The organism is Bacillus cereus group sp. BfR-BA-01430 (assembly GCF_022663115.1).
In the GTDB taxonomy this organism is placed as follows: domain Bacteria; phylum Bacillota; class Bacilli; order Bacillales; family Bacillaceae_G; genus Bacillus_A; species Bacillus_A cereus_BD.
The window spans coordinates 65,687-87,649 of record NZ_JAKUEW010000009.1 but is presented as its reverse complement, the minus strand read 5'-3'; the positions used below and the strand labels follow the sequence as shown (position 1 = coordinate 87,649).

Genomic DNA, 21,963 nt, shown 5'->3' with positions numbered 1-21,963 from the left:
TTCTGTGATTTCCCCAATTCTAAAAAAATCTGTTGCTATAATGAGGACACGAAAACAAACGCAATGGAGGCTATCATGAAAAAATTAATTGGTATAGCAACAGCAGCAGTTTTTGGTCTTGGGATTTTCACTACTTCTGCTAGTGCAGAAACTGTTGTAACAACAGACGTACTAAATGTACGAGAAAACCCAACTACGGAATCAAAAGTTGTAGGAAAAGTATTAAATGGTCATAAACTAGATGTTATAAATACAGAAAACGGATGGTCACAAATCAAATTTAATGATAAAGACGTATTCGTAAGTGCAGAGTTCACAAAAAGCATCTACTATGTAACTGCTAACGTATTAAATGTACGTGCAGAAGCAAACACAAATTCAGAAATTCTTGGTACGTTAAAGAAAGATGATAAAATCGAAACGACGAACCAAGTACAAAATGGATGGTTACAATTTGAATATAACGGGAAAACAGCTTATGTTCATGTTCCTTTCTTAACAGGTAAAGCTCCTGTAATAGAAAAACAAGAAACACAAGCTCCTGCTAAATCAGCTGCGCAAGCAAAACCTGCCATGCAAGTAAAAGCAGCTGCTACAAGTGCGCCTGCTGGCGGCCGTGAGTTAACGGTTGTAGCGACAGCATATACAGCTCATCCAAGTGAAAACGGCGGCACATATGGTGGCCGTGTATTAACTGCAATGGGTCATGACCTAACAGCGAATCCAAATATGAAAATGATTGCTGTTGACCCAAAAGTGATTCCATTAGGATCAAAAGTATGGGTAGAAGGTTATGGAGAAGCAATCGCTGGTGATACTGGCGGTGCAATTAAAGGAAACCGTATCGACGTTCTAGTTGGTTCAGATAGTGTTGCTAACAAATGGGGACGTAAAACGGTAAAAGTGAAAATTTTAAAATAATCAATAACTGCTAAATAATAAGCCAGTTCTCTTATATTTGAGAGCTGGCTTTTATTTTTCTATAATGACAGTAAGGAGGTAGAAATATGAACTTACAAGCAAAAATAGACTGGATTGGAACTCCAAAGTCTTACATATATAAAGATGGTGGTGTGACATATGATGCAATCTCCATTGATTTCTCGATTGAACAAGATGACAACCGCTATAAATTCATCATGCTGAAGCATGAGGAAAAGACACATTATAAAATGGTCCAATACGGTGTTAAGCCCGGGTCACAAAAACCATTTCCAATCGATATTCCCTTCCGCACGGACATGCTTCCATTCATTAACAAAATTCTACAAGATCCTTATGTACAAGCCGTATTATCCTAAAATCAACCTTATGAAAAGAAACGATCCCGTTAACGAGATCGTTTCTTTTCTAGTTCATGCATCGGACCAGCAATTTCCTCAGACTTTCACGTATTATTTACTACAAGTGAATGATATAGTACTTTTCCATCTTCATTTACCGTAACCATATGGTCATTACTAAGGCTTTTAAACTTCACTGACCCATCACCATAACGAATATGATATTCCTCATACGTCATTACTATACTTCGTAGCACTTTGCCTTTCTACATTGCGGACATCTATTATGAATCATTCTTCTGTAATTCCTTTTTTTCTGTTTTCCTACATTTTTGTTTATAATGGTAAAGGAACGAAAATTTTTGTACGGAGGAAAATTATGCTGCAACATTCAATTACAAAAGATGAAATTATGATGATTGCAAGTGAATTTGTTCAAGGATTAGATCCGCAGCAAGCGGCTGATCAAGAACATGTTGCGAATGCTCGTCATTTATATCGCAGCGGTGTTGTCTATAATGTAGATTTTGATGGGTATACGCTATCAGGAACGGTAGAAGCTGAAAGAAACATATATAGCGTTCATATTCCCATTCGCAATGTATCAGACAGTTATTGCGATTGTTTCGCACCAACACAATGCGAGCATATGCTTGCCGTCTTATTATCAGCTGCTTCTAGTTTTGGAAAAGTGGGAGATGTATTAAAATTATTTAAAAATAAAACGAAACCATCGCAGACACCCATTCGAACGGCACGACAACTGCTACAATCCTCCTCTTTTGCAGAAACGGATTATACAAGTTGGTATTCATACTTTGACTCTGAATATGAAACGTTTAAGAAAGAACAAGCGCGTCTTACTTATAAACAAATGTATTTTCTAATGAGCATTTTTACAGATTTTTATATGAAATTGGAACGGAAAGCTCCGCGCGTTGTTGCGATCCATGAGTTATATAAACTGCATGGTGCGCTATATTCTTTTCAAAAACTATTAGAAGAAATTGAAGAGTTTGAAACACGAAAAATCTATTCTTATCATCAACCCGTTAACGTCATTCATCTATTTGTAGATAAAGTGGAGTCCATTGTACGAGATTTCAAATCAGAACCTGCACCTGCTGAATGTAAACCCATTTTGCAGGAAACGGCCCAGCTCGTACATACTATGTTCTTCTCAGTAGACTCCTATACACAAGAAAGATTCTTTATTTATCGTCATATATGGGGAGAACTCTTAACAGAGAACCTTCTCCTTGAGGAAGAGAAGGAACGTATTGATACAAAGATGCACCCGCTCTCAAAAGCACTCGCATCTTCACACCTACTCTTTCTACAGCGAAATGATGAAGGGGCTATGGAACGATTAGAAAAACAACCCGCGTTAGTCGTTAGTCTTTATTTTGATTGGCTAGAGGAATTGCTAAGTACGATGCAGTGGGATCGTGCAAAAAATTGGCTGTCTTTCACATATAAACAAGTGAAAAAAACAATCCAAGAGCAACCCGGTACGATGTTTGTGAGAGATATCGTTCGTTTATTTGTCATGATGTATGAAACATATGCGACACAAATGAATGAACAAGCTGGGCTGGAAATGATTTTGCAAGATTTATTACCGTACAGCTTCGCGAATTATGAACAATATGCATTGGCAAAAAAACAGTATCGCACCTGGACGGAATTACACCTCCTGCATGGTCTTGAGGCCATTGAATTATTGAAGGAGCCGCTAAAAGAAATTGAAAAAGAAGCACCTGAAGCAGCGCTCCCTCTTTATCATCTTGCCACAGTACAAGCAATTGAGGAACGAAATCGAAAGTCTTATCGCCGCGCTGTTCGTTATTTAAAAAAATTACGCATGCTGTATAAACGTCTAAAGCGAACAGAGGAATGGAGTGCCTTCATCATTCAAATTGCCAATTTACATTCACGCTTACGAGCCCTACAAGAGGAATTGCGGAAAGGAAAATTAATCGATGATCAAACAAATTGAAGTAACAATTCGGCTCCAATATGTCAATCAAGGTTGGTTCCTTTGGGGAGAGAATGAAACCGGGCATCCATTATCTGAGGTGGCTTGGAGACAAAATGCCTTTACATGGCACTCAACTTCCTTTTACGGTACTTTTTTAAAAGAAGCAAGTTATGACGGACGACATGGGTTTATCTTAACGAACCTCCAGGCATTTGAATACATTGCAAATAAACCGATGAACTCCTTTGCCAATCTGCAATGGAATGGACCAACTACCCTACTAACGCCAGATGCAAAAGAACTATGGGATGCCTTTTTAACCGGAGATTTCCTCCCTGATATGGAGCGATGGGCTCATTCTCCATCCTGGAAGGTAGCAAAACATTCTATTGAAGATCGCACGCTAGCAACCTTATTCTCCGAAGCTGTTAATGAAAGTATTTTACAAGATACTCGCTCAGGGGACGGATGGGAAAATGCGAAGCGATTATATGAGCATTATGAGTTTTCAAAAAAACAACTAGAGACGGCACTTCATGAAGAAGACTGGCTCCGCAAAATTGGTTATATGGAAGACGACCTTCCCTTCACAATCGGTCTTCGTTTACAAGAGCCACATGATGACTTTGAAATGTGGAAATTGGAAACAATTCTTACGCCAAAACGCGGAGCACATCGCATCTATATATATACGGACACTCAATCATTGCCAAAGAGATGGAAAGGCTATGAAGACCGAATTAAAGAAACGCAGGAAGGGTTCAGCAAGCTCGTTCCCTGGCTGAAAGAAGAGGATCATTTTCGAGATGAACTCTATGAAACAGAGGCTTGGAACTTTTTAACGGAAGCAAGTAATGAATTATTAGCCGCTGGTGTTACGATTTTATTACCATCTTGGTGGCAAAATTTAAAAGCAACGAAACCAAAACTGCGCATCCAATTAAAGCAAAATAAAGCGCAAACACAATCATTCTTTGGTATGAACACACTCGTGAATTTTGATTGGCGTGTTTCTACACAAGGAATTGATCTTTCAGAAAGCGAATTTTTTGAACTTGTCGAGCAAAATAAACGACTGTTCAATTTAAATGGACAATGGATGAGGCTTGATCCTGCCTTTATTGAAGAAGTAAAAAAACTGATGAAACATGCGGACAAATACGGACTGGAAATGAAAGATGTGTTGCAGCAGCACTTATCTAGTTCAGCCGAAATAGAAATGGACCAAGAAGAGAGTCCATTTGCTGATATGGAAATTGAGCTAGATGACTATTATGAAGAGCTTTTCCAAAAATTGCTGCATATCGGTGACATTCCAAAAATTGAAATACCATCCTCCTTACAAGCAACACTTCGCCCGTATCAAGAACATGGCGTTAGTTGGCTATTATATTTACGCCAGCTTGGATTTGGAGCATTATTGGCAGATGATATGGGTCTTGGGAAAAGTATCCAAACAATTACTTACTTACTCTATGTAAAAGAAAACAAGCTTCAAACAGGTCCCGCTTTAATTGTTGCACCAACATCTGTTCTTGGGAATTGGCAGAAAGAATTCGAGCGCTTCGCCCCCCATTTAAAAGTAACATTACATTATGGTAGCAATCGCGCGAAAGGAGAAGCTTTTAAAGAATTTCTACAAGATGCAGATGTTGTACTAACTTCTTATGCACTATCGCAACTTGATGAAGAAGAATTAAGCACATTATGTTGGGATTCTATTATTTTAGATGAAGCACAAAATATTAAGAATCCACATACGAAGCAATCGAAAGCAGTTCGCAATTTAAAGGCGAACCATAAAATTGCGTTAACAGGAACACCGATGGAGAATCGTCTTGCTGAGCTATGGTCGATCTTTGACTTTTTAAATCATGGATACCTTGGAAGCCTTGGACAATTCCAGCGCCGCTTCGTTACACCGATTGAAAAGGATCGAGATGAAGCCAAAATCCAGCAAGTACAGCGATTCATTTCACCATTCTTACTACGTCGTACAAAACAAGATCAAACAGTCTCATTGAACTTACCGGATAAACAAGAACAAAAAGCATACTGTCCATTAACTGGTGAGCAAGCATCACTATATGAACAACTTGTACAAGATACATTAAAAAATGTAGAAAACTTAAATGGAATCGAAAGACGTGGCTTTATTTTACTTATGCTAAATAAGCTAAAACAAATTTGTAATCATCCTGCTCTCTATTTAAAAGAAGATGTACCAAAAGATATTGTACAGCGTTCCATGAAAATGCAAACATTAATGGATTTAATTGAAAATATAAAGAATCAAAATGAAAGCTGCCTTATTTTCACACAATATATCGGGATGGGGCACATGTTACAGACTGTATTAGAAGAAACATTTGGTCAGCGCGTTCTTTACTTAAATGGAAGTGTACCAAAGAAAGAGCGCGATAAAATGATTGAACAATTCCAAAATAGAACATATGATATCTTTATTCTATCCTTAAAAGCTGGGGGGACAGGACTAAACTTAACTGCAGCTAACCATGTCATTCACTATGATCGCTGGTGGAATCCAGCTGTAGAAAATCAAGCAACAGACCGAGCTTATCGCATCGGTCAAAAACGATTCGTCCATGTGCATAAACTGATCACAACAGGAACACTGGAAGAAAAGATTGATGAAATGCTGGAACGTAAACAATCGCTCAACAATGCTGTTATCACAAGCGACAATTGGATAACAGAGCTATCTACAGACGAACTGAAAACACTTCTTGGCGTATAAAACAGAAAAAGGAGCCATCCTTAATAGGATGAGCTCCTTTTTCTATGCCAAAACCAATTGCTAATCAGAATACCTGTCAGCCCACCACACGTATCTAACAAGGAATCTTGCCACATCGGTGTACGGTCCCCTGTAAACCACTGATGAATCTCATCAAATGTTGCATAACCAGCAACAAAAAGTAGCGCAAAAAGAAACGATCGCTTCCTTGAATAACCAGAGCGATAAAGCGCGTAATATGTCAATGCACCAAGCATAAAGAAAACCATGAAATGGGCACCTTTGCGAAGGAAAAATTCAATAAAACCACCGACCCCTTTGTTCGCAATACTAACTGGGGTTCCTCCGCCATAATCAATCGATACCCATGAAAAGTGCTCTTTCACAAACTCCACATTCACGTACTGCTCAATATCTGAACGCATATCTTGCTTCTTATACGGTTGTGCTGAAGAATAAAAAATAATTCCCATCCATAATAAAACGGGAATCCAAAATAACCACTTTCTCTTCATTTTTGTAACCCCTCTCTTCTTCTCCTAAGCGTACCAAAAAAAATAAAAAAATTCACGCCAAAATCTTACTATTACCTCCTATATATATGGTGAAAAGGGGGTGAGAACATGGCAGTGGAAACAATTGTAACGGATTTAACTTTACGACTTGTTCTAAACGCTGGTCTAGACAAAAATGGAAAAACAGTATTTAAAAACAAACAGTTGAAACAAGTTAAGCCAAACGCTGATTTAGAAAAAGTACATGACGTTGCACGCGCGCTTTCTTCCTTACAAGAATTAAAACTTCACGCTGTACAAGTTGTCAGCACAGCTGATCTTTCAAACCTATAAAGGAGGTATAACTTATGCAAACGCTAGAATTAATTTTTTCGAAAGAAGATGGGAAAACGGTTGTTTTCTCTCTCGATCATCCCGTTACGCCTGTCAATGAGCAAACCATTGGTCAAGTGATGGATACAATTCTTTCTTCTTCCATCTTCTTATCACTTGGAGAAAATGCACAAAAAAAAGGAGCACGACTTGTTGAAAAGACAGTAACAGAAGTAAATATTGCTCCTTAATACAAAAAAGACGAAGCTGCCTTACGCTGCGGCTTCGTCTTTTTTCTTCGGCATTTCAATTGGAATGAAAATATGGGAAAAGCCAACTGAAACATATTTATACTGTTCCTTTCCAAGCGTAAACTCCGTTGTATACGTCGAGAAGAACAGATAATCATTTCGTTTTGTATAATGATCAATTAACACTCCTACTTGAGGTTGTACATATTTGTTCGCTAATTTCTTACCGATTGTTGCAAGTTCCCCGATCAATCCATCTGGATCCTCTTTTTCAACTTCTGTAAGCTTTTTACTAATATCATTTCGATTCATAAATTGCTTTGCTGCCCACTCTGTATATTCTCCTTTGCTCGGATTACTATTGGCTAAATAAACAAACAAAAGAACAATGAGAGCCGCAATGATATATTTCTTTTTCATACGTTTATCACCCGCCTAACACTTTCTATTCTCATATATATGTCCAAGCGATGCAAATTATAAAAATGATTATAGAAGAAATTCTCTAAAAATCTCTATAACTTTACAATTTTTTACATTATTTTAAATCTAATTTTATATTTGGTCTTTATTATAAAATGTGTAAACCATCTTAATTTTAAAGGAGGTCTTCCATTGCTGGAGATAGCAAAGATTCATACTATTTCGAATATGATAATGATGCTGTTACCGCATAGGGATCTTTTTTTTCGCACTCAAATCTATACTACGGATGAAATTTTTTACTCACCAAAAACACCGTTTGAAATCATAAAGGAACTCATTATCTCACACAATTATTCTACATACGAGGGAAGACGAAAGGCAATCGTTGCAAAATGGAAATTATATCAAAACACACCAATTCCTATTGATCACCGCCGTTTCATCTGCGCCATTCCTACTCATTCTCCTCATACTTGGGACTGCACATGGTTATTTTATAAAAACATCGCATACATAGAAAAAGGTGCTAACAACCGGGCTATCGTATATTTTTGCAATGGAGACAGTACCACTCTCTCCATTAGTGCTTATCAAATGAAATTACAATGGAGAAAAGCTGGTAATCTTTTAGCTCAAATGATGCTTGAAGATTTTCATAACGATTTTTAAAATGGATACGAAAGTGGAGTCAGTCTGTTTAACCTGCCTCCACTTTCTGCCCACTACACCTCTGTACGCATCTTTTTGAGCGCCTGCCGATATATCCACCTCACTTGATAGTACGTTAACTCCATCTCGTCTGCAATTTCATTCATGGTCTTTCCCCCAAAAAAAGATTCGGTAATCACATACTTTTCCCGTTCATTTAACAAACTCATATACTCGTGAACCTCCGATGATCCCTCTACTACTCCACATACATGTTCTAAATGCTCTTGTTCAAAGCAAGTGTGGTATGTTTGAAATCGATTCTCCTTCTTTAATTTCTCTAGTAAATACCCACGCACTGTCACAAATGCATAATTCGAAAAACTTCCTTTCTCTTCCTCATATCTTTCATATGCCCTCCATAATCCAATTAAACCGCACTGATAAAACTCCTCATAATCCTTATATAAACAGAGCCGCTTCATTTGATTCTTAATCATTTTCTCATACAAAGTAACTGCCTCAGTAAAAGTGACCGGCTTCATCTCATACCCATTTCTAAAAGGTATACCTTTTTGTTATTCCGCGGTACTTTTACAATATAAAAAGAAAAAGGGAATTTCATGGCAGGTTATTTCAAGTTCTATCTCGCAAATTTCAAATTTAGACAAGCTAAATTTGAAATTTCCATACCGCTATATGAAGTAAGTGCAAATAAAAAAAGCGACCCTAAAAAGAGCCGCTTTCATAATCTTATTGACCTAAGTTAGAGAAGCTAGAACCAATACCACTTAAACTACTAAATGCAACAGAAAGGATAAAGAAGATTACAATCAGTATTGTTGCTTGTTTCTTGCTTAATCCTGCTACAATTTGTAACCCTAATCCCATAACAACTAATCCCCAAATATTGAAAACCTCAAACGCTGAAGCAGCACCATGAAGATACGTACCTGGTTCAAATAAAGGTGCTAAACTTGTGTAAGAAGTTTCTGCAGATCCACCAATTATCAATTTTAAAATAAGATTTACAATAGCTCCTAAAATTGCAATGGTATACGTATATAAGTAAATAGATAATACCTTCATATATGGTGTATCATTGCTCATAAACATCATAATAATTTTATAAACCCCTGCTGCAACAAAAAACCAAAATGCTGTACCAATTATTCCTCCGATAGCTCCAAGTCCAATCCCAAAATACCCTGCCATTTTAGCAGCTTCTGGATCCGGAACATTTGCCAATACTTCTGGACTAGTCATCGCTTGATACGTAGTAACACTAGCTACAATCGCCGTTATGATAACGAAAAGAAAGAATGCTCCCCAAACCGGACTCTTCGTTTTCATTCGTTCAAACTGTACGCTAGGAGATGTAATCATTCCGAATAATGATGGCTTTTTCCCACTTACATCTTGCGTATTAATATTTGGCTCCATTGTAACGCCTCCTTATAATGTATATCACCCGTTCTACCGGGCGGTTCACCTTCTCTACTTAAGAGACTACGAACCGCCCACTAGAACAATATATGTGTAGTAGAGAGTACCTCTCTACTACACTAGCAAACTACTCGTAACGAAGTGCTTCAATTGGGTCTAATTTCGCAGCCTTGTTCGCCGGAATTAATCCGAAAATGATACCGAGTGTCATGGAGAATACGACGCCGCCAACGACAACTTCCCATGAGACAAGCGGTGGCCATTTCGCGAATGTAGAAACAATATATGCCCCGCCATAGCCAAGACAAATCCCAATTAATCCACCAAGCAACGTTAACATAACAGCTTCAATTAAGAATTGTAGCAAAATTTTGCTGCGCGTTGCTCCAAGCGCCTTACGTATACCAATTTCACGCGTACGCTCTGTGACAGATACAAGCATAATGTTCATCACACCAATACCACCAACAACTAGAGAAATACCAGCGATTCCTCCAATAATCATTGTCATGATATTGGTTACTTTAGAAACTCCTTCTTGGAATTCTTTTAAGTTCAACATCTCATACTTACCTGAACTTTCACTTGGCTTACGACTATTTAATACTTCAACAGCCTTTTTACCTGCTTCTTCTAGGTCATCTACGTTTTTAGATTGAATCGCAATACTTTGAATTTCATCTGTTCCATATAAGATTGGCCACAATGTAATCGGAATTAACACTTCTGAATTTTCAAATCCCATAATTTCATTATCGGTTTTATATACACCAATAACTTGCATTGGCTGACCTTTCATCTCGAGAATTTTCCCAACAGGATTTTCATCTTTGAATAATACTTCTTCTGTCTTTGTACTAATCATGACCGCGTTATTTCCTTGTGAAATATCCGCTTCATTTAACGAGCGCCCTTTCACAACCTTTACTTTATTGACCGAAAAGTATTCGCTGTCTAGCCCTATAACTGTAACCATTTCTTTTTTATCATTCATCTCAAGTGGTTCCATCGTATTATTCGTTGTAATGACATGTGAAACTTCTTTAATATTTTTCACTTCAAAAATATCTTCATCTGTAATTTTCGGTGCTTCTTGTTCTGCCCCAAATGGATCATTGATATCAGGAACAAAGTGAATCGGCATCAAGTTATTACCAGAACCCGCAATTTTCGACTTTAACATCGCTTCCCCGCCCTGCCCAATGGCAACAACGGTAATAATAGAACCGACACCGATAATAATACCAAGCATCGTAAGTGCGGAACGAAGTTTATGCGCTAGGATAGAAGATAGGGCGATTTTTATACTATCTAATAAACTCATACCGCACACCTTCTATCTTCTGTAATTTTTCCATCTCGCAGCACAATGCGGCGTGAAGAATATGCCGCTACTTCTTCTTCATGTGTAACCATAACAATTGTTGTACCTTCTGCATTTAATTTTGTGAAGATATCCATCACTTGTTCGCCAGATTTCGTATCAAGAGCACCCGTTGGCTCATCGGCCATAATAAACGTTGGGTCATTCGCAATTGCCCTTGCAATTGCGACACGCTGCTTTTGTCCACCTGACAATTCATTCGGTAAATGGTGCACTCGATCTGCTAATCCTACCTTGCTAAGGGCCTCAAGGGCACGCTTACGACGCTCAGCTTTCTTCACACCACCGTACACGAGTGGAAGCTCAACATTTTCCACCGCTGAAAGACGCGGCAATAAGTTAAAATGTTGAAAGACAAAGCCAATATACTCATTGCGAATGAGAGCAAGTTTTGACTCGTCTGCTGTTAAGATATTCACATCGTTCAACATATATTCACCTTCTGTCGGACGATCTAAACAACCAATAATATTCATAAGTGTCGATTTACCAGAACCAGACGGGCCCATAATCGATACAAATTCACCATTTTGAATCGTTAAACTAATGCCGTGTAAAATGGGTACTGCCAATTTTCCTTGATAATACGTTTTTTGAATATTATTTAGTGTAATCATTTTTCTTTCACTTCCATTCCGTCATACACTTTGTCGGAAGGATTTTTAACCACCTTTTGTCCCACTGTTACGCCTTCAAGAACTTCTGTCCAGTCTCCATCAGTAGACCCTTTCTTCACATTTTGCTTACGAAGCTTTCCTTTTTCTTCTATGTATACAAATGCGTCGTCACCTTTTTCAACAATGCTCTTAGTCGGAACAGCAATCATTTTCTTATTTTCTAAATTTACTTGAAGTGACACATGATAACCTGGAGATAAACCATCTTGACTATCAAGACTTGCTTTATATGTATATTGAGACATACTTTGAGTCGCTTCACCCGCTCCTGCCGCTTGTGCCATCTCTGCACTTGTTGGGAACTCACTTACCTCTATAATCTTACCTGTCCATTTTTTCTTACTGTTTGCTTTTGCTGTTACAGTAAATGTTTGATCTTTTTGAATTTGTGATTTTTGAAGCTCAGTTAATGTTCCTTGAATTTGGAATGGATCTTTAGAAGCAATTTGTAAAAACGCTTTTCCTTGCCCACCCATCGCTTGTGCGGAACTTTGTGCTGCATCTTTATCTAGCTTTTGCACAACACCTGCAAAATTGCTATAAATCGTAAGTTCTTTCTGTTTTTTCTGTAATTCTTCTACCTGCAACTGACCTTTTTCTTTTTCAAGATCCGTTGTTTTTTGCTGTAATTCTAATTCACTTACTTGCTCTTCCATCGGCTCTGTCACTTCTTTTCCAGCGCCGCTATCTTTCGCTTTCTTAATCTCTTTCTTCAATGAATCTATTTTCTTCTTCGCTTGATCATAACGCATCGTTGCCATTTTTTGCTCAAGCTCGACTTGTTTCATTTGTAAATTGATTTCTTCATTATCATAAGAGAATAACTTCGTTCCCTTTTCAACTTCTTGCCCTTCTTTTACTGCAATATCTTTCACTTTCCCTTTTGTTGGATCTGCATAGAAACTTTCAATATTTCCGGGCTTTACTTGTCCTGCAATTAGTTTCGTATTATTTAGCTTACGCTCTGTTACTTTTTCGAAACTAACAGCATCCGCCTTCGCCTCGCCCTTCTTCTTATTTTGCATGACGAAAATGTTAATCGCTGCAACGACAACAATTAATGCAATAACCCCAATGATAATCCATTTCTTTTTTTTGTTTGGAGTACGAACCGTGTTTGGTAACATATTTTCTCTCCTTTTTATATTGATATAATAATCGTATCATTATACAAAACTTTCAGAAAAACGCAATGAACCCTCTCCTACTATTACGCTTTTTTTACAAAGTTTTACACTAACAATTCTATTGTAACAAAAATAGTAATGTTTAGAAATATGACATCTTATCATTTAAGCAAGTTTTAAGGAAGAATCGCGTAAAAAAGTCACCTTACATAAGGTGACCTGAGCGATTTTTAAAAAGATGATTTCTCGGCTCATCTTCCACTAAAAATCTCGAATCATCTTTTCTCATTTTTTTAGGTATATTCCTTTTCACAAGCTGAAAGGCTTCATATTCAGCAGCATTCATTGCTCTTTGAATCGTACACCCTTCGCTTTCCCCTTGTTTATCAAGCATCCAGCCTGTTTCACTCTTTAATTGTCTCCGGAACTCTTCTTTTGCTTTCTCATTTGGAAACATCCCTTCATTTACTCTTAAATAAGTCTCCACATTCATCGGAAACCACTCATCCTCATAACCATTCTCCACGAAACAAATTGAAATCCCAACCGGTGTGCTACGAACGACAAAATCAAATGTACAATCCTCTTCTGTGACAGTTGCTGAACAAAAATAGAACGTCTCAACTTCCGATACAAAAATCCCCAACGCCTGCATCTCCTTTATACATATAATTTGCCTTTCATATCCTACTAAATTTTAACATTTATTTTTGAAGAATTTGTAAAGTATACATTAAGTTTATATGTAGAAGCCATGAAACACTTATATGCTTGAAAGGTAGATCATAAAACAGAGGTTTTCTTCATCTATGCATGGGGGGAATCTTTTGATATGTAAGTTTCCTCAGTTCCAGCTCATTGCATGAATCTCCCTTTATTAAAGGAACTTTTCTCTCTTTTTATCTATCAATTTATAGAAGATAATAAAAAATAGATTTACCGCAACTATTACAATATAACAAAATACATTTACTAATATTTTAGAAAGGAAGCGAATCAAGTGAACTATAAGGGAATTACAGCAAAACTTACAGTAGGAATTTTGGCAGCGAACTTACTCATTTCTCCAGCAAGTACTTCAGCAGCAAAAAAGACCTTTCCAGATGTACCAGACTGGGCGAAACAATCCGTTAACTACTTAGTGGAGAAAAAAGCACTTGATGGAAAACCAGATGGAACGTTTTCACCATCTGAACAAATTGACCGTGGTTCAGCAGCAAAGTTAATGGCTATGGTACTAGGTTTACAGGTTAACAAAGAAGCAAAACCGTCGTTCCAGGATGCGAAAAATCATTGGGCAGCTCCGTATATTGCAGCGGTTGAGAAAGCTGGTGTCATTAAAGGAGATGGGAGCGGTAACTTTAACCCGTCTAAACACATTGATCGTGCTTCTATGGCCTCTATGCTTGTTGAAGCTTATAAATTAAACAATAAAATTATTGGTGATTTACCAACGCAGTTTAGTGATTTAAAAGGACATTGGGGCGAAAAGTTGGCGAATACATTAGTTGCACTAGAAATCTCAAAAGGTACTGGTGACGGCTGGAAACCACGTGGTATTGTGACTCGTGCAGAAGCAGCGCAATTTATTGCACAAACAGATATGAAAAAAGCAGACACAGCAAAAAGAATGTATATGAACAGATATTTCATTACATATCACCAGCCATCCTTATCCTCAGGGATTACAGCGAATCAGCATGCACCGCAAATCATCGTGGTAAAAGAACAGCGTACAGATGGTTGGCTAAAGATTGTAACGTCTAAAGGAGAAAAATGGACACCGTTACATGAAAAGAAAGAAACGATTCATCGTACATTTACCACGTATCAAGAAGCATCGCATTCATCTAGAGTATTAGGTACATATACTGCGCAAACAGTAACTGTTATTGAGGAAAAGGGAAGTTGGATTCGTATTCGTACAAATGCTGGTTTCCAATGGGTAGATAAAAATCAATTAACCCCTCAAAATAAACAAGATAAACAAAATAAACAAGACAAACAAAATAATTTCTTAGAAGGAAAAGCAATTATTATTGATCCAGGTCATGGCGGGATCGATGGCGGCCATAAAGGAATTTATATGAATGAAAGCCCAGTTGTATATGACACAGCAGTACGCGTGCAAAAACTATTTGCTCAAAAAACACCGTTTACTGCACTGCTGACACGTGATGCACATTCAAGACCAGGAAACAATTCAAAAGACTCTCTAGCAAAACGAGTGGAATTTGCTCAAAAAAATAAAGGTGATATCTTTGTAAGTATTCATGCAAATGGTTTCAACGGTAACGCACATGGTACAGAAACTTTCTACTACAAAGCTCCAACAAAAGAAGCAAATCCATATGTAAGTGATAGTCGTGTACTCGCTGAAAAAATTCAAAACCGTCTGATAGCAGCTCTTAAAACGCGTGACAGAGGTACAAAAGTAGGAAATTTATACGTCCTTCGCGAAAATACAATGCCAGCTGTATTAACAGAGCTTGGCTTTGTAGATAATGAAGCAGACGGAAAAAAATTAGCTTCACCTGAGTGGAGACAACGCGCAGCTGAAGCCATCTATGCGGGTATTCTAGATTACTATGAATGGAAAGGCCATAACATGTCTGCTTATTACTAAGTCAGCCTATATACGCTAAGAATGAAATATAACTTAAAAATTCACGAGTAGAGTCATATTCATTCATATAAATCTTACACCATTATAAAAAGAGCAATCCAAAAACAGTTCGTTTTTGGATTGCTCTTTTCTATACATCATTATGCTGTTTTGTTTGCTGGACTTTTTCTTTCGTGTCCAAGTTGTACGATTAATAGGAATAATGTTGATAGAATACCACCTGCAAGTAGTAAGATAAAGCAACCATCCCAACCAGAGTGATCAACGATGAAACCGATGATTAAGTTCGCTGTTAAGCTTCCTCCTACATAAGCAAATAGACCGCACATACCAACTGTTGTACCTACTGCAAATTTCGGTACTAATTCCATTGCACTTAAACCAATTAAGAACTGTGGTACATAAATTAAGCAACCGATAACAGAAACGGCAATACTTACAACAAGCATGCTAGTTGCTTGCCAATATACAAGCGTTCCGATAACAACACCCGCCATACTAATTACACATAGCGGCATACGTTTTCCTTTAAATAATTTATCACTTAAAAAACCAACTAGTAAGGAACTTGGAATTGCCATTCCTTCAAAAATAGAATACGCTGCATGAGACTGCGCTTGCGTAAATCCTTTTACAGTCGTTAAGTAAATTGGTACCCAGTTAATAACACCAAAGCGAATTAAGTATACGAATGCATTTGCAATACATAAGTACCAAACAAATTTATTTTTCACAACATATTTCATCAAAATCTCTTTTGGTGACATTTTGTTTGCATTATCTGCTTTTTCAAGATTTTCATAGTCATTACGATATTCATCAATTGGCGGAAGACCAGCAGATTCTGGTGTATCCTTCGCATTGATCCAAACAAGAACAGCAATTACCATCGCAATAATCGCTGGGAAAATAAAGACGCCGCCTTGCCAATGACTTTCACCGAAAATACCTACACCGATACCAACAAGTGGTGGTACAAGCATTCCGCCGACGTTATGTGAAATATTCCAAATCCCTGTCTTTGTACCGCGCTCTTTCTTTGAGAACCACTTTGTCATAACAATACTACAAGGTGGTGCCCCCATACCTTGTACAATACCGTTCAGTACAAGTAACGTAATAATTAATCCAAATGAATTCGCAAAACCAAAGCAAATATTTACAAGCCCTGATAAGAATAAACCAACTGCGATAAATCGCTGCGCAAAAGCTTTATCCGACAAGTTTCCCATAAAGAATTTACTAAATCCATAGACAATTGCCATCACTGAACCTAATAATCCAATTTGAGAGGCGCTAAAACCGTATTCTTTCATTAAATACGTACTTGATAACGTAAAGTTACTACGAACTAAATAATACGCTGCATATCCAACTGAAATCCCAATTAACACACGGATACGTAACAGTGTGTATACTTTATCAATCATATCCGCTGGTAATCGTTCTATAATTGGTGCTGGCTTTAACCACTTAAACATACCATCTTCTCCTTTATCTACTTTGAGAGAGACGCTGTCTATTCCAAATCTCGATAAGACCACTATTTGATATATCTTTATTTGTTCTTCTAACAGGCTGACCTTCTATTTCTTTCTGATTCTTCGCAAGCATAGTCGGTACGCCAAACGAAACTTTCTCTAAAATATGCCCCGCTTCTTCCGATAAACAATAATCAATAAATAAATCCGCTATAATACCACTTGGTGCATCTTTTAGTTTCGAAACGGCGTTAACAGATAACCCTGTCTGCCCCGGCACTTGACTTACAATTGGAAAGCCCTGTTTTTGAAGCATTCGCTGATCTCCTATAAAGTTAATTCCGATCAAATATTCCCCACTTGCTACATACTCAGCCGGCATATATCCATTGATTGTCACTTTCGCAACTTGATGGGCAAGGTTCTTCACATACCCTTTTGCTTCTTCTTCACCAAATGTATCAATAAATGATTGGAACAACGTGTAGGCAGTTCCTGAAATATTTGGATTCGGCATGACAATTTTCTGGGCATAGGCAGGGTGTAATAAATCTTTCCACTCCTTCGGATAAGAAAGTCCGAGGGGCGCAATTTCCTCATTCCACCGCTCCTTATTCACCATAATCGCAAGTTGTTCTACTTCATAGCCATACCAAAAGTCATCTTTATCTTTAACAGCTGTAGAAAGACGACTTGCATGCTGACTTGTAACTGGAATTGATAGCTTTTTTCGCTTCATCGTTTGATGCGCATCTAGTGTACCGCCAATAATAATATCCGCCTTCGGACTTTTCGATTCCTCTTCTACTCTCCGCAGGATCTCTTCTGTCGACAAACGAATAAACTCATACGTACACCCGCGCGGCTTACAAAATGATGAAAGAAGTGCTTCACCTACTTCTTCACGAGCCGCTACATACGCAACAAGATGACGGTCCTTTAAATTCGGAAGACCATTTTTATAATATGGAATAGAGGTTGTATCTCGAGAGCAACTAGACATCGCTCCTCCTATTACAAGCAAGAAAAGAAAAAAGGCTATCTTTCTCATAAAACATTCTCCTTTACAAGCAAATCAGCTAGGGAGCCTTTCATATACATGACATTCCCATTATTATCACCAAGATATTGCACAACGAAGTACGAAGGATAGACAGAAATCGTCAATATATCCTCGCGATCATTCGTAACGCGCTTTCCTCTGTGATAAGCGGTCACATAAGCAATCGGTTCATTCTGCGATTGCAATAACTTCTGAATTTCTCCATAATCTGTCATTTGCTTTGCCTGCCGAATCGAATCCAAAATCGGCGGAAGATCCATCGTACGCACTCTTTCGCCTTGCCTTACCACAACTTCTTGCGCCGATGCAAAGAAATGGTGAATCATCTCCGGCGTATAATAAAGGCTTAATAAATACGTTTGAAACGCGGAAACCATCGTATCCATACCTTTCTTCCCGTATACTTCGGCCCCATACTGGAACAAGTCACCTACTGCAAAAGTAAGCTTATGTCCATTCAAGTACGTTACTTCTCCAGTAAATACTTGTTCCTGGATCTTCGCTTCCGTTTGCTGTACTTTCATTCGATCGAAGAATGAAACAATCGCATGTAGACGAACTTCATCCGTTACAACGACTTCTCCCCACTTCTCATGCTTTACTCTCACTTCAGTTGGAAGGGATTCATTCGATTTTTCTAAAACGGCTTCTTTGTCATCCACAATTGTAACGCGGTTATATAACTGTTCTTCTAACACATAAAACAATATGAGAGAAGCGATTATACAAAAGACAAAGAAAAGAATTTGAAATGATAGCCTTTTCATTTCTGCCTACCTCCAAGATAAAAAAACGTTGTTTCGAAAATATCGCATAATTGTTTCATAAATGTATCATTCAACCGCTTTCAAACTTTTTATATCTTCCATGTGCCTTGGCAATAAAAATGTCAGCGTCACAATCGTTCCCTCTTCCGCGCTGCTTTTAATCTGCATACTTCCGCCTTGCTTATTCATAATCTCTTGGCAAATGGATAAGCCATAACCATTTCCATAACTAGAAGTAAGCTTTGTCCCTTTTGAAGAACGATTCCATTCAGCTAGTACTTCTTCATCCATGCCAATTCCGTCATCATAAATCATTACGTTTGCTTCCCGTTCATTCATCGTAACATTCAAACTTACCTTTGAAGCATCGCTATACTTAATCGCATTATCAAGCACATTTAAGAAGATTTGCTTTGTCTTATCAAAATCCGCCACAACATGTATTTCCGATAACTCATTCATCGCCTTAATCTCAAATTGCTGTAAGCGCGGCGTAACAATGGAAATGGCTTCGTCTGCTAACTCCCTTATATTCACAATCGTTGGCGACACTTCAAACGTACTCGTGCCATATTTTGAAGATTGCAGGAGTTCCTCCACAAGCGATAATAATCGCTGACTTTCCACCGAAATATAACGGAGACTTTCCTTTATATCTTCCCTTTCCTTTAGCTTTGGAATTAAATCTACATATCCAATAATCGCTGTAAGAGGTGTTTTTAACTCATGCGTAATTCGATCTAAAAAGTCCTTTTGCTTTTCTTTCTCTTCCTTCAGCTGTGAAATATGAAGCTCAATCCCATCCGCCATCGCATTAAAAGACGCAGAAAGCTGCGCAATTTCCACATATTCACTCAGCTCAATCTTACTTTGATAATCACCATTTGCGAGTCGCTGCGCCATTTGTCTTAACTGATCAATTGGCTTATGAAGTGAATTCGCTAATCGAATCGCAAAGAAAATTCCTCCTGCAACTAAACAAAGCGATGTCACCAAAAACGTCCAGCTCACATTTGTTAAAATCTCTTTCTCATCCTTCAGCTCACTAATAAAGCGAATGGAGCCAATGACATCGTTTCCATAATAAACTGGACTTGAAAATAAAAGGAGCGGCGCTGGTTCATTCTCTTCAAACACATACGCTTTCTTTCCTTGTAATGACTTCTCAATATCGACGTTCTTATGAAGCAATGCCCCTTTCTCCGTATCTGCCACAACATCTCCATTTCTCCCGATCATCTGAACGCGAACATCCATGCGCTTTGCTAAATAAGAAGCAACTAGAAGAGAGCTCTGTCCAATTTTCTCGACTTCTGCTTCCTTCTCTACATAATTCATCGTATACATTTGCGCTTCTACACTTAACTTCTCTAAAGAAGCCGCTGCATTACGATACATATTCTTCTCAAGCGCAATATAAATCACTGTATATAAAAGACAAAGAATCGGAATCAACAATCCGACAATGCCAAACACCATATTTCGTTTTAACGACATCTCATCACCTAACAATCCAGCTTATATCCAACGCCGTAAATTGTCTTAATATGCTCACCGCTCGCCTTAAGTTTCTTTCTCAGGCGCTGCACCATAATATCCACCGCTCTTGTATTTCCGATATACTCAAAGCCCCACACCTTCTCAAGCAATTCATCCCTCATAAATACGCGCTGCGGATTCGAAACAAACAACTTACATAAATTAAACTCCCGGTACGTCAGCTGCACTTCCTCTCCATTCACATGCACCTTCCGTTCCTTTGGACAAACGACAATCTCGCCAGCACGAATCACCTCATGATTCTGAGGCACTTCCCTCTTCGTCACACGCCGCGCCATATTCTTCACTCGAAGAATGAGCTCGGCATAATTAAATGGCTTCGTCACATAATCATCAGCGCCAAGCTGAAGCCCAAGCAACTTATCATTCATCTGACTCTTCGCTGTCAACATCAGCACCGGAATATCATGGTCCCTCTCCCGAAACAAACGAAGCAACTCATACCCATCCGTATCCGGAAGCATCACATCTAAAATGAGCACATCCGGCCCATCTTCCCATCTCTCTAGCGCCTCTTTCCCACTAGCTGCCGTCAGTACCTCATATCCTTCGATCTCCAGCTGCATCCGAATCAAATTCCGAATGCTCGATTCATCATCCACCACGAGAATTTTCATCTGTCTCCTCCTTTCATCGCATATTTTAGTATAGCAAATATCCTACAAAAAAAGAGAGGCGATCATCGAACATATTTTGTCGATGATCGCTTCTCTTTTTTCATCATTGTGTTAATTCAAGATGCGCTTTTAATTTATTTGTTAACTCTTGTTTTGCATGATCTGTAACATAATAGTACCAAATACCATCAGCAGCTTTATGTCCATCACCTGGGATTTGAATATCCTCGCTATTTTTCAAACAATCTTTATAGTTTTTCTGCATATCAAACATTTGATCCTGTGTTAAATTCGTCTTCACGTTCTTTTGAATCGCATTTAGCACATCACCATAGCTTGTAAGTGAAGAGAAGCTTGCTCCTTTTTTAACAACCGCTTGCATCACTTGGCGCTGACGCATTTGACGCCCAAAGTCCCCACGTGGATCCGCTTTACGCATACGTGTATAAGCTAGAGCCTCATCACCTGTTAAGTGGATGTTTCCTTTCGCAAAATGATGCTTATCCTGTGTAAATTCTAAATCATTATTTACATCTACTCCATCAACCGCATCAACAATATCCTTAAATCCTTCCATGTTCACTTCTATATAGTAGTTAATAGGAATGTTTAAGAACTTCTCTACTGTCGCAACAGACATATCTACTCCACCGAACGCATAAGCATGGTTAATCTTATCTTTCTTTCCTTTTCCCACAATCTCTGTGTACGTATCACGAGGAATACTTAGCGTTTTCATAGAGTTCGTTTGTGGATTGAGTGTAATAACCATAAGAGAGTCTGAACGCCCTTTATCAGCTCCACGCTCATCTGCTCCTAGTAATAAAATTGAAATAGGTTTAGATTTACTAATTTTTTCTTCCTGTTTATTGTTTTCGTCACGTTTTAAGGGTTTATGAACTTCATCTAATGTTTTTGAAACTGAGGAATAAATGTTGTAGGCATAAATTCCTCCGCCTATAATCATGATTCCTATAACTCCTAATATCCATAATAAAATCTTCTTTTTCATTCTTTCACCTTTCTTTCTTTAACCAACAA

At 38.1% G+C, this 21,963-nt stretch carries 22 protein-coding genes and 1 pseudogene; 8 read left to right on the top strand and 15 right to left on the bottom strand.

Going from position 1 to position 21,963, the window contains the following annotated elements:
* Positions 1-75: 75 nt before the first annotated feature.
* Positions 76-921 (top strand): cell wall-binding protein EntA, encoded by an 846-nt coding sequence (locus MR058_RS15595; protein ID WP_242144863.1) that lies wholly within the window; start codon positions 76-78, stop codon positions 919-921.
* Positions 922-1,007: 86 nt separating this feature from the next.
* Positions 1,008-1,301 carry a DUF3910 family protein gene (locus tag MR058_RS15590; RefSeq protein WP_242144862.1) on the top strand — a complete coding sequence of 98 codons (294 nt, stop codon included), beginning with the start codon at positions 1,008-1,010 and terminating at the stop codon, positions 1,299-1,301.
* An 86-nt stretch (positions 1,302-1,387) separates the two neighbouring features.
* Here the strand turns inward: MR058_RS15590 and MR058_RS15585 are convergent.
* Positions 1,388-1,598, bottom strand: a pseudogene (locus tag MR058_RS15585) (TcaA NTF2-like domain-containing protein); the annotation flags it as partial.
* Positions 1,599-1,662: 64 nt separating this feature from the next.
* Between MR058_RS15585 and MR058_RS15580 the strand changes: the two are divergent.
* Positions 1,663-3,282 carry an SWIM zinc finger family protein gene (locus MR058_RS15580; RefSeq protein ID WP_242144861.1) on the top strand — a complete coding sequence of 540 codons (1,620 nt, stop codon included), beginning with the start codon at positions 1,663-1,665 and terminating at the stop codon, positions 3,280-3,282.
* A complete protein-coding gene (locus tag MR058_RS15575) occupies positions 3,266-6,022 on the top strand; it encodes a DEAD/DEAH box helicase (protein WP_242144860.1) in 2,757 nt (918 codons plus the stop codon). Before MR058_RS15580 ends, MR058_RS15575 begins: the two co-directional genes overlap by 17 nt.
* 20 nt (positions 6,023-6,042) lie before the next feature.
* Here the strand turns inward: MR058_RS15575 and MR058_RS15570 are convergent, their stop codons facing one another.
* Positions 6,043-6,537, bottom strand: a complete 495-nt coding sequence (locus tag MR058_RS15570; RefSeq protein ID WP_242144859.1) for a VanZ family protein — start codon at positions 6,535-6,537, stop codon at positions 6,043-6,045.
* Between the two features lie 108 nt (positions 6,538-6,645).
* Between MR058_RS15570 and MR058_RS15565 the strand changes: the two genes are divergently transcribed.
* Positions 6,646-6,870 (top strand): DUF1659 domain-containing protein, encoded by a 225-nt coding sequence (locus MR058_RS15565; protein ID WP_242144858.1) that lies wholly within the window; start codon positions 6,646-6,648, stop codon positions 6,868-6,870.
* A gap of 14 nt (positions 6,871-6,884) precedes the next feature.
* Entirely contained in the window at positions 6,885-7,100 is a 216-nt protein-coding gene (locus tag MR058_RS15560) for a DUF2922 domain-containing protein (protein WP_242144857.1), read from the top strand.
* A gap of 21 nt (positions 7,101-7,121) precedes the next feature.
* Here the strand turns inward: MR058_RS15560 and MR058_RS15555 are convergent, their stop codons facing one another.
* Complete coding sequence (locus tag MR058_RS15555; protein WP_242144856.1) at positions 7,122-7,520, bottom strand: DUF4359 domain-containing protein; 399 nt, start codon at positions 7,518-7,520, stop codon at positions 7,122-7,124.
* 195 nt (positions 7,521-7,715) lie between these two features.
* On the opposite strand from MR058_RS15555, the gene MR058_RS15550 reads away from it, so the two are divergent.
* Positions 7,716-8,195 (top strand): competence protein ComK, encoded by a 480-nt coding sequence (locus MR058_RS15550; protein ID WP_242144855.1) that lies wholly within the window; start codon positions 7,716-7,718, stop codon positions 8,193-8,195.
* A gap of 53 nt (positions 8,196-8,248) precedes the next feature.
* Here the strand turns inward: MR058_RS15550 and MR058_RS15545 are convergent, their stop codons facing one another.
* The 6 genes from MR058_RS15545 to MR058_RS15520 form a co-directional block, all read right to left on the bottom strand.
* Positions 8,249-8,719, bottom strand: coding sequence for a sigma-70 family RNA polymerase sigma factor (locus MR058_RS15545; protein WP_242144854.1), 471 nt, complete (start codon positions 8,717-8,719; stop codon positions 8,249-8,251).
* A 208-nt stretch (positions 8,720-8,927) separates the two neighbouring features.
* The gene (gene yknW, locus MR058_RS15540) at positions 8,928-9,617 is read right to left on the bottom strand and encodes a YknW family membrane protein (protein WP_242144853.1); all 690 of its coding nucleotides are present in this window, start codon (positions 9,615-9,617) and stop codon (positions 8,928-8,930) included.
* A 130-nt stretch (positions 9,618-9,747) separates the two neighbouring features.
* On the bottom strand, positions 9,748-10,944 hold the full coding sequence (locus MR058_RS15535; protein ID WP_242144852.1) for an ABC transporter permease: 1,197 nt from the start codon (positions 10,942-10,944) through the stop codon (positions 9,748-9,750).
* Positions 10,941-11,621 (bottom strand): ABC transporter ATP-binding protein, encoded by a 681-nt coding sequence (locus tag MR058_RS15530; protein WP_242144851.1) that lies wholly within the window; start codon positions 11,619-11,621, stop codon positions 10,941-10,943. The genes MR058_RS15535 and MR058_RS15530 overlap by 4 nt, the downstream gene beginning before the upstream one ends.
* Complete coding sequence (locus tag MR058_RS15525) at positions 11,618-12,808, bottom strand: efflux RND transporter periplasmic adaptor subunit (protein ID WP_242144850.1); 1,191 nt, start codon at positions 12,806-12,808, stop codon at positions 11,618-11,620. The genes MR058_RS15530 and MR058_RS15525 overlap by 4 nt, the downstream gene beginning before the upstream one ends.
* A 205-nt stretch (positions 12,809-13,013) precedes the next feature.
* Complete coding sequence (locus MR058_RS15520; protein WP_242144849.1) at positions 13,014-13,463, bottom strand: hypothetical protein; 450 nt, start codon at positions 13,461-13,463, stop codon at positions 13,014-13,016.
* Positions 13,464-13,808: 345 nt separating this feature from the next.
* Here MR058_RS15520 and MR058_RS15515 point away from each other — a divergent pair, with 345 nt between their 5' ends.
* Positions 13,809-15,434, top strand: coding sequence for an N-acetylmuramoyl-L-alanine amidase (locus MR058_RS15515; protein ID WP_242144848.1), 1,626 nt, complete (start codon positions 13,809-13,811; stop codon positions 15,432-15,434).
* A gap of 140 nt (positions 15,435-15,574) precedes the next feature.
* Here MR058_RS15515 and pgtP read toward each other — a convergent pair whose 3' ends face one another.
* The 6 genes from pgtP to tagU form a co-directional block, all read right to left on the bottom strand.
* The gene (pgtP, locus tag MR058_RS15510) at positions 15,575-16,915 is read right to left on the bottom strand and encodes an MFS transporter (protein WP_242144847.1); all 1,341 of its coding nucleotides are present in this window, start codon (positions 16,913-16,915) and stop codon (positions 15,575-15,577) included.
* A 13-nt stretch (positions 16,916-16,928) separates the two neighbouring features.
* Positions 16,929-17,966, bottom strand: a complete 1,038-nt coding sequence (locus tag MR058_RS15505; protein WP_242144846.1) for an ABC transporter substrate-binding protein — start codon at positions 17,964-17,966, stop codon at positions 16,929-16,931.
* Positions 17,963-18,745 (bottom strand): DUF3919 family protein, encoded by a 783-nt coding sequence (locus MR058_RS15500; protein WP_242144845.1) that lies wholly within the window; start codon positions 18,743-18,745, stop codon positions 17,963-17,965. Before MR058_RS15500 ends, MR058_RS15505 begins: the two co-directional genes overlap by 4 nt.
* A 66-nt stretch (positions 18,746-18,811) precedes the next feature.
* Positions 18,812-20,242, bottom strand: coding sequence for a HAMP domain-containing sensor histidine kinase (locus MR058_RS15495; protein WP_242144844.1), 1,431 nt, complete (start codon positions 20,240-20,242; stop codon positions 18,812-18,814).
* 8 nt (positions 20,243-20,250) lie between these two features.
* Positions 20,251-20,922, bottom strand: coding sequence for a response regulator transcription factor (locus MR058_RS15490; protein ID WP_242144843.1), 672 nt, complete (start codon positions 20,920-20,922; stop codon positions 20,251-20,253).
* 103 nt (positions 20,923-21,025) lie between these two features.
* Entirely contained in the window at positions 21,026-21,934 is a 909-nt protein-coding gene (gene tagU, locus MR058_RS15485) for a polyisoprenyl-teichoic acid--peptidoglycan teichoic acid transferase TagU (RefSeq protein ID WP_242144842.1), read from the bottom strand.
* Positions 21,935-21,963 lie beyond the last annotated feature (29 nt).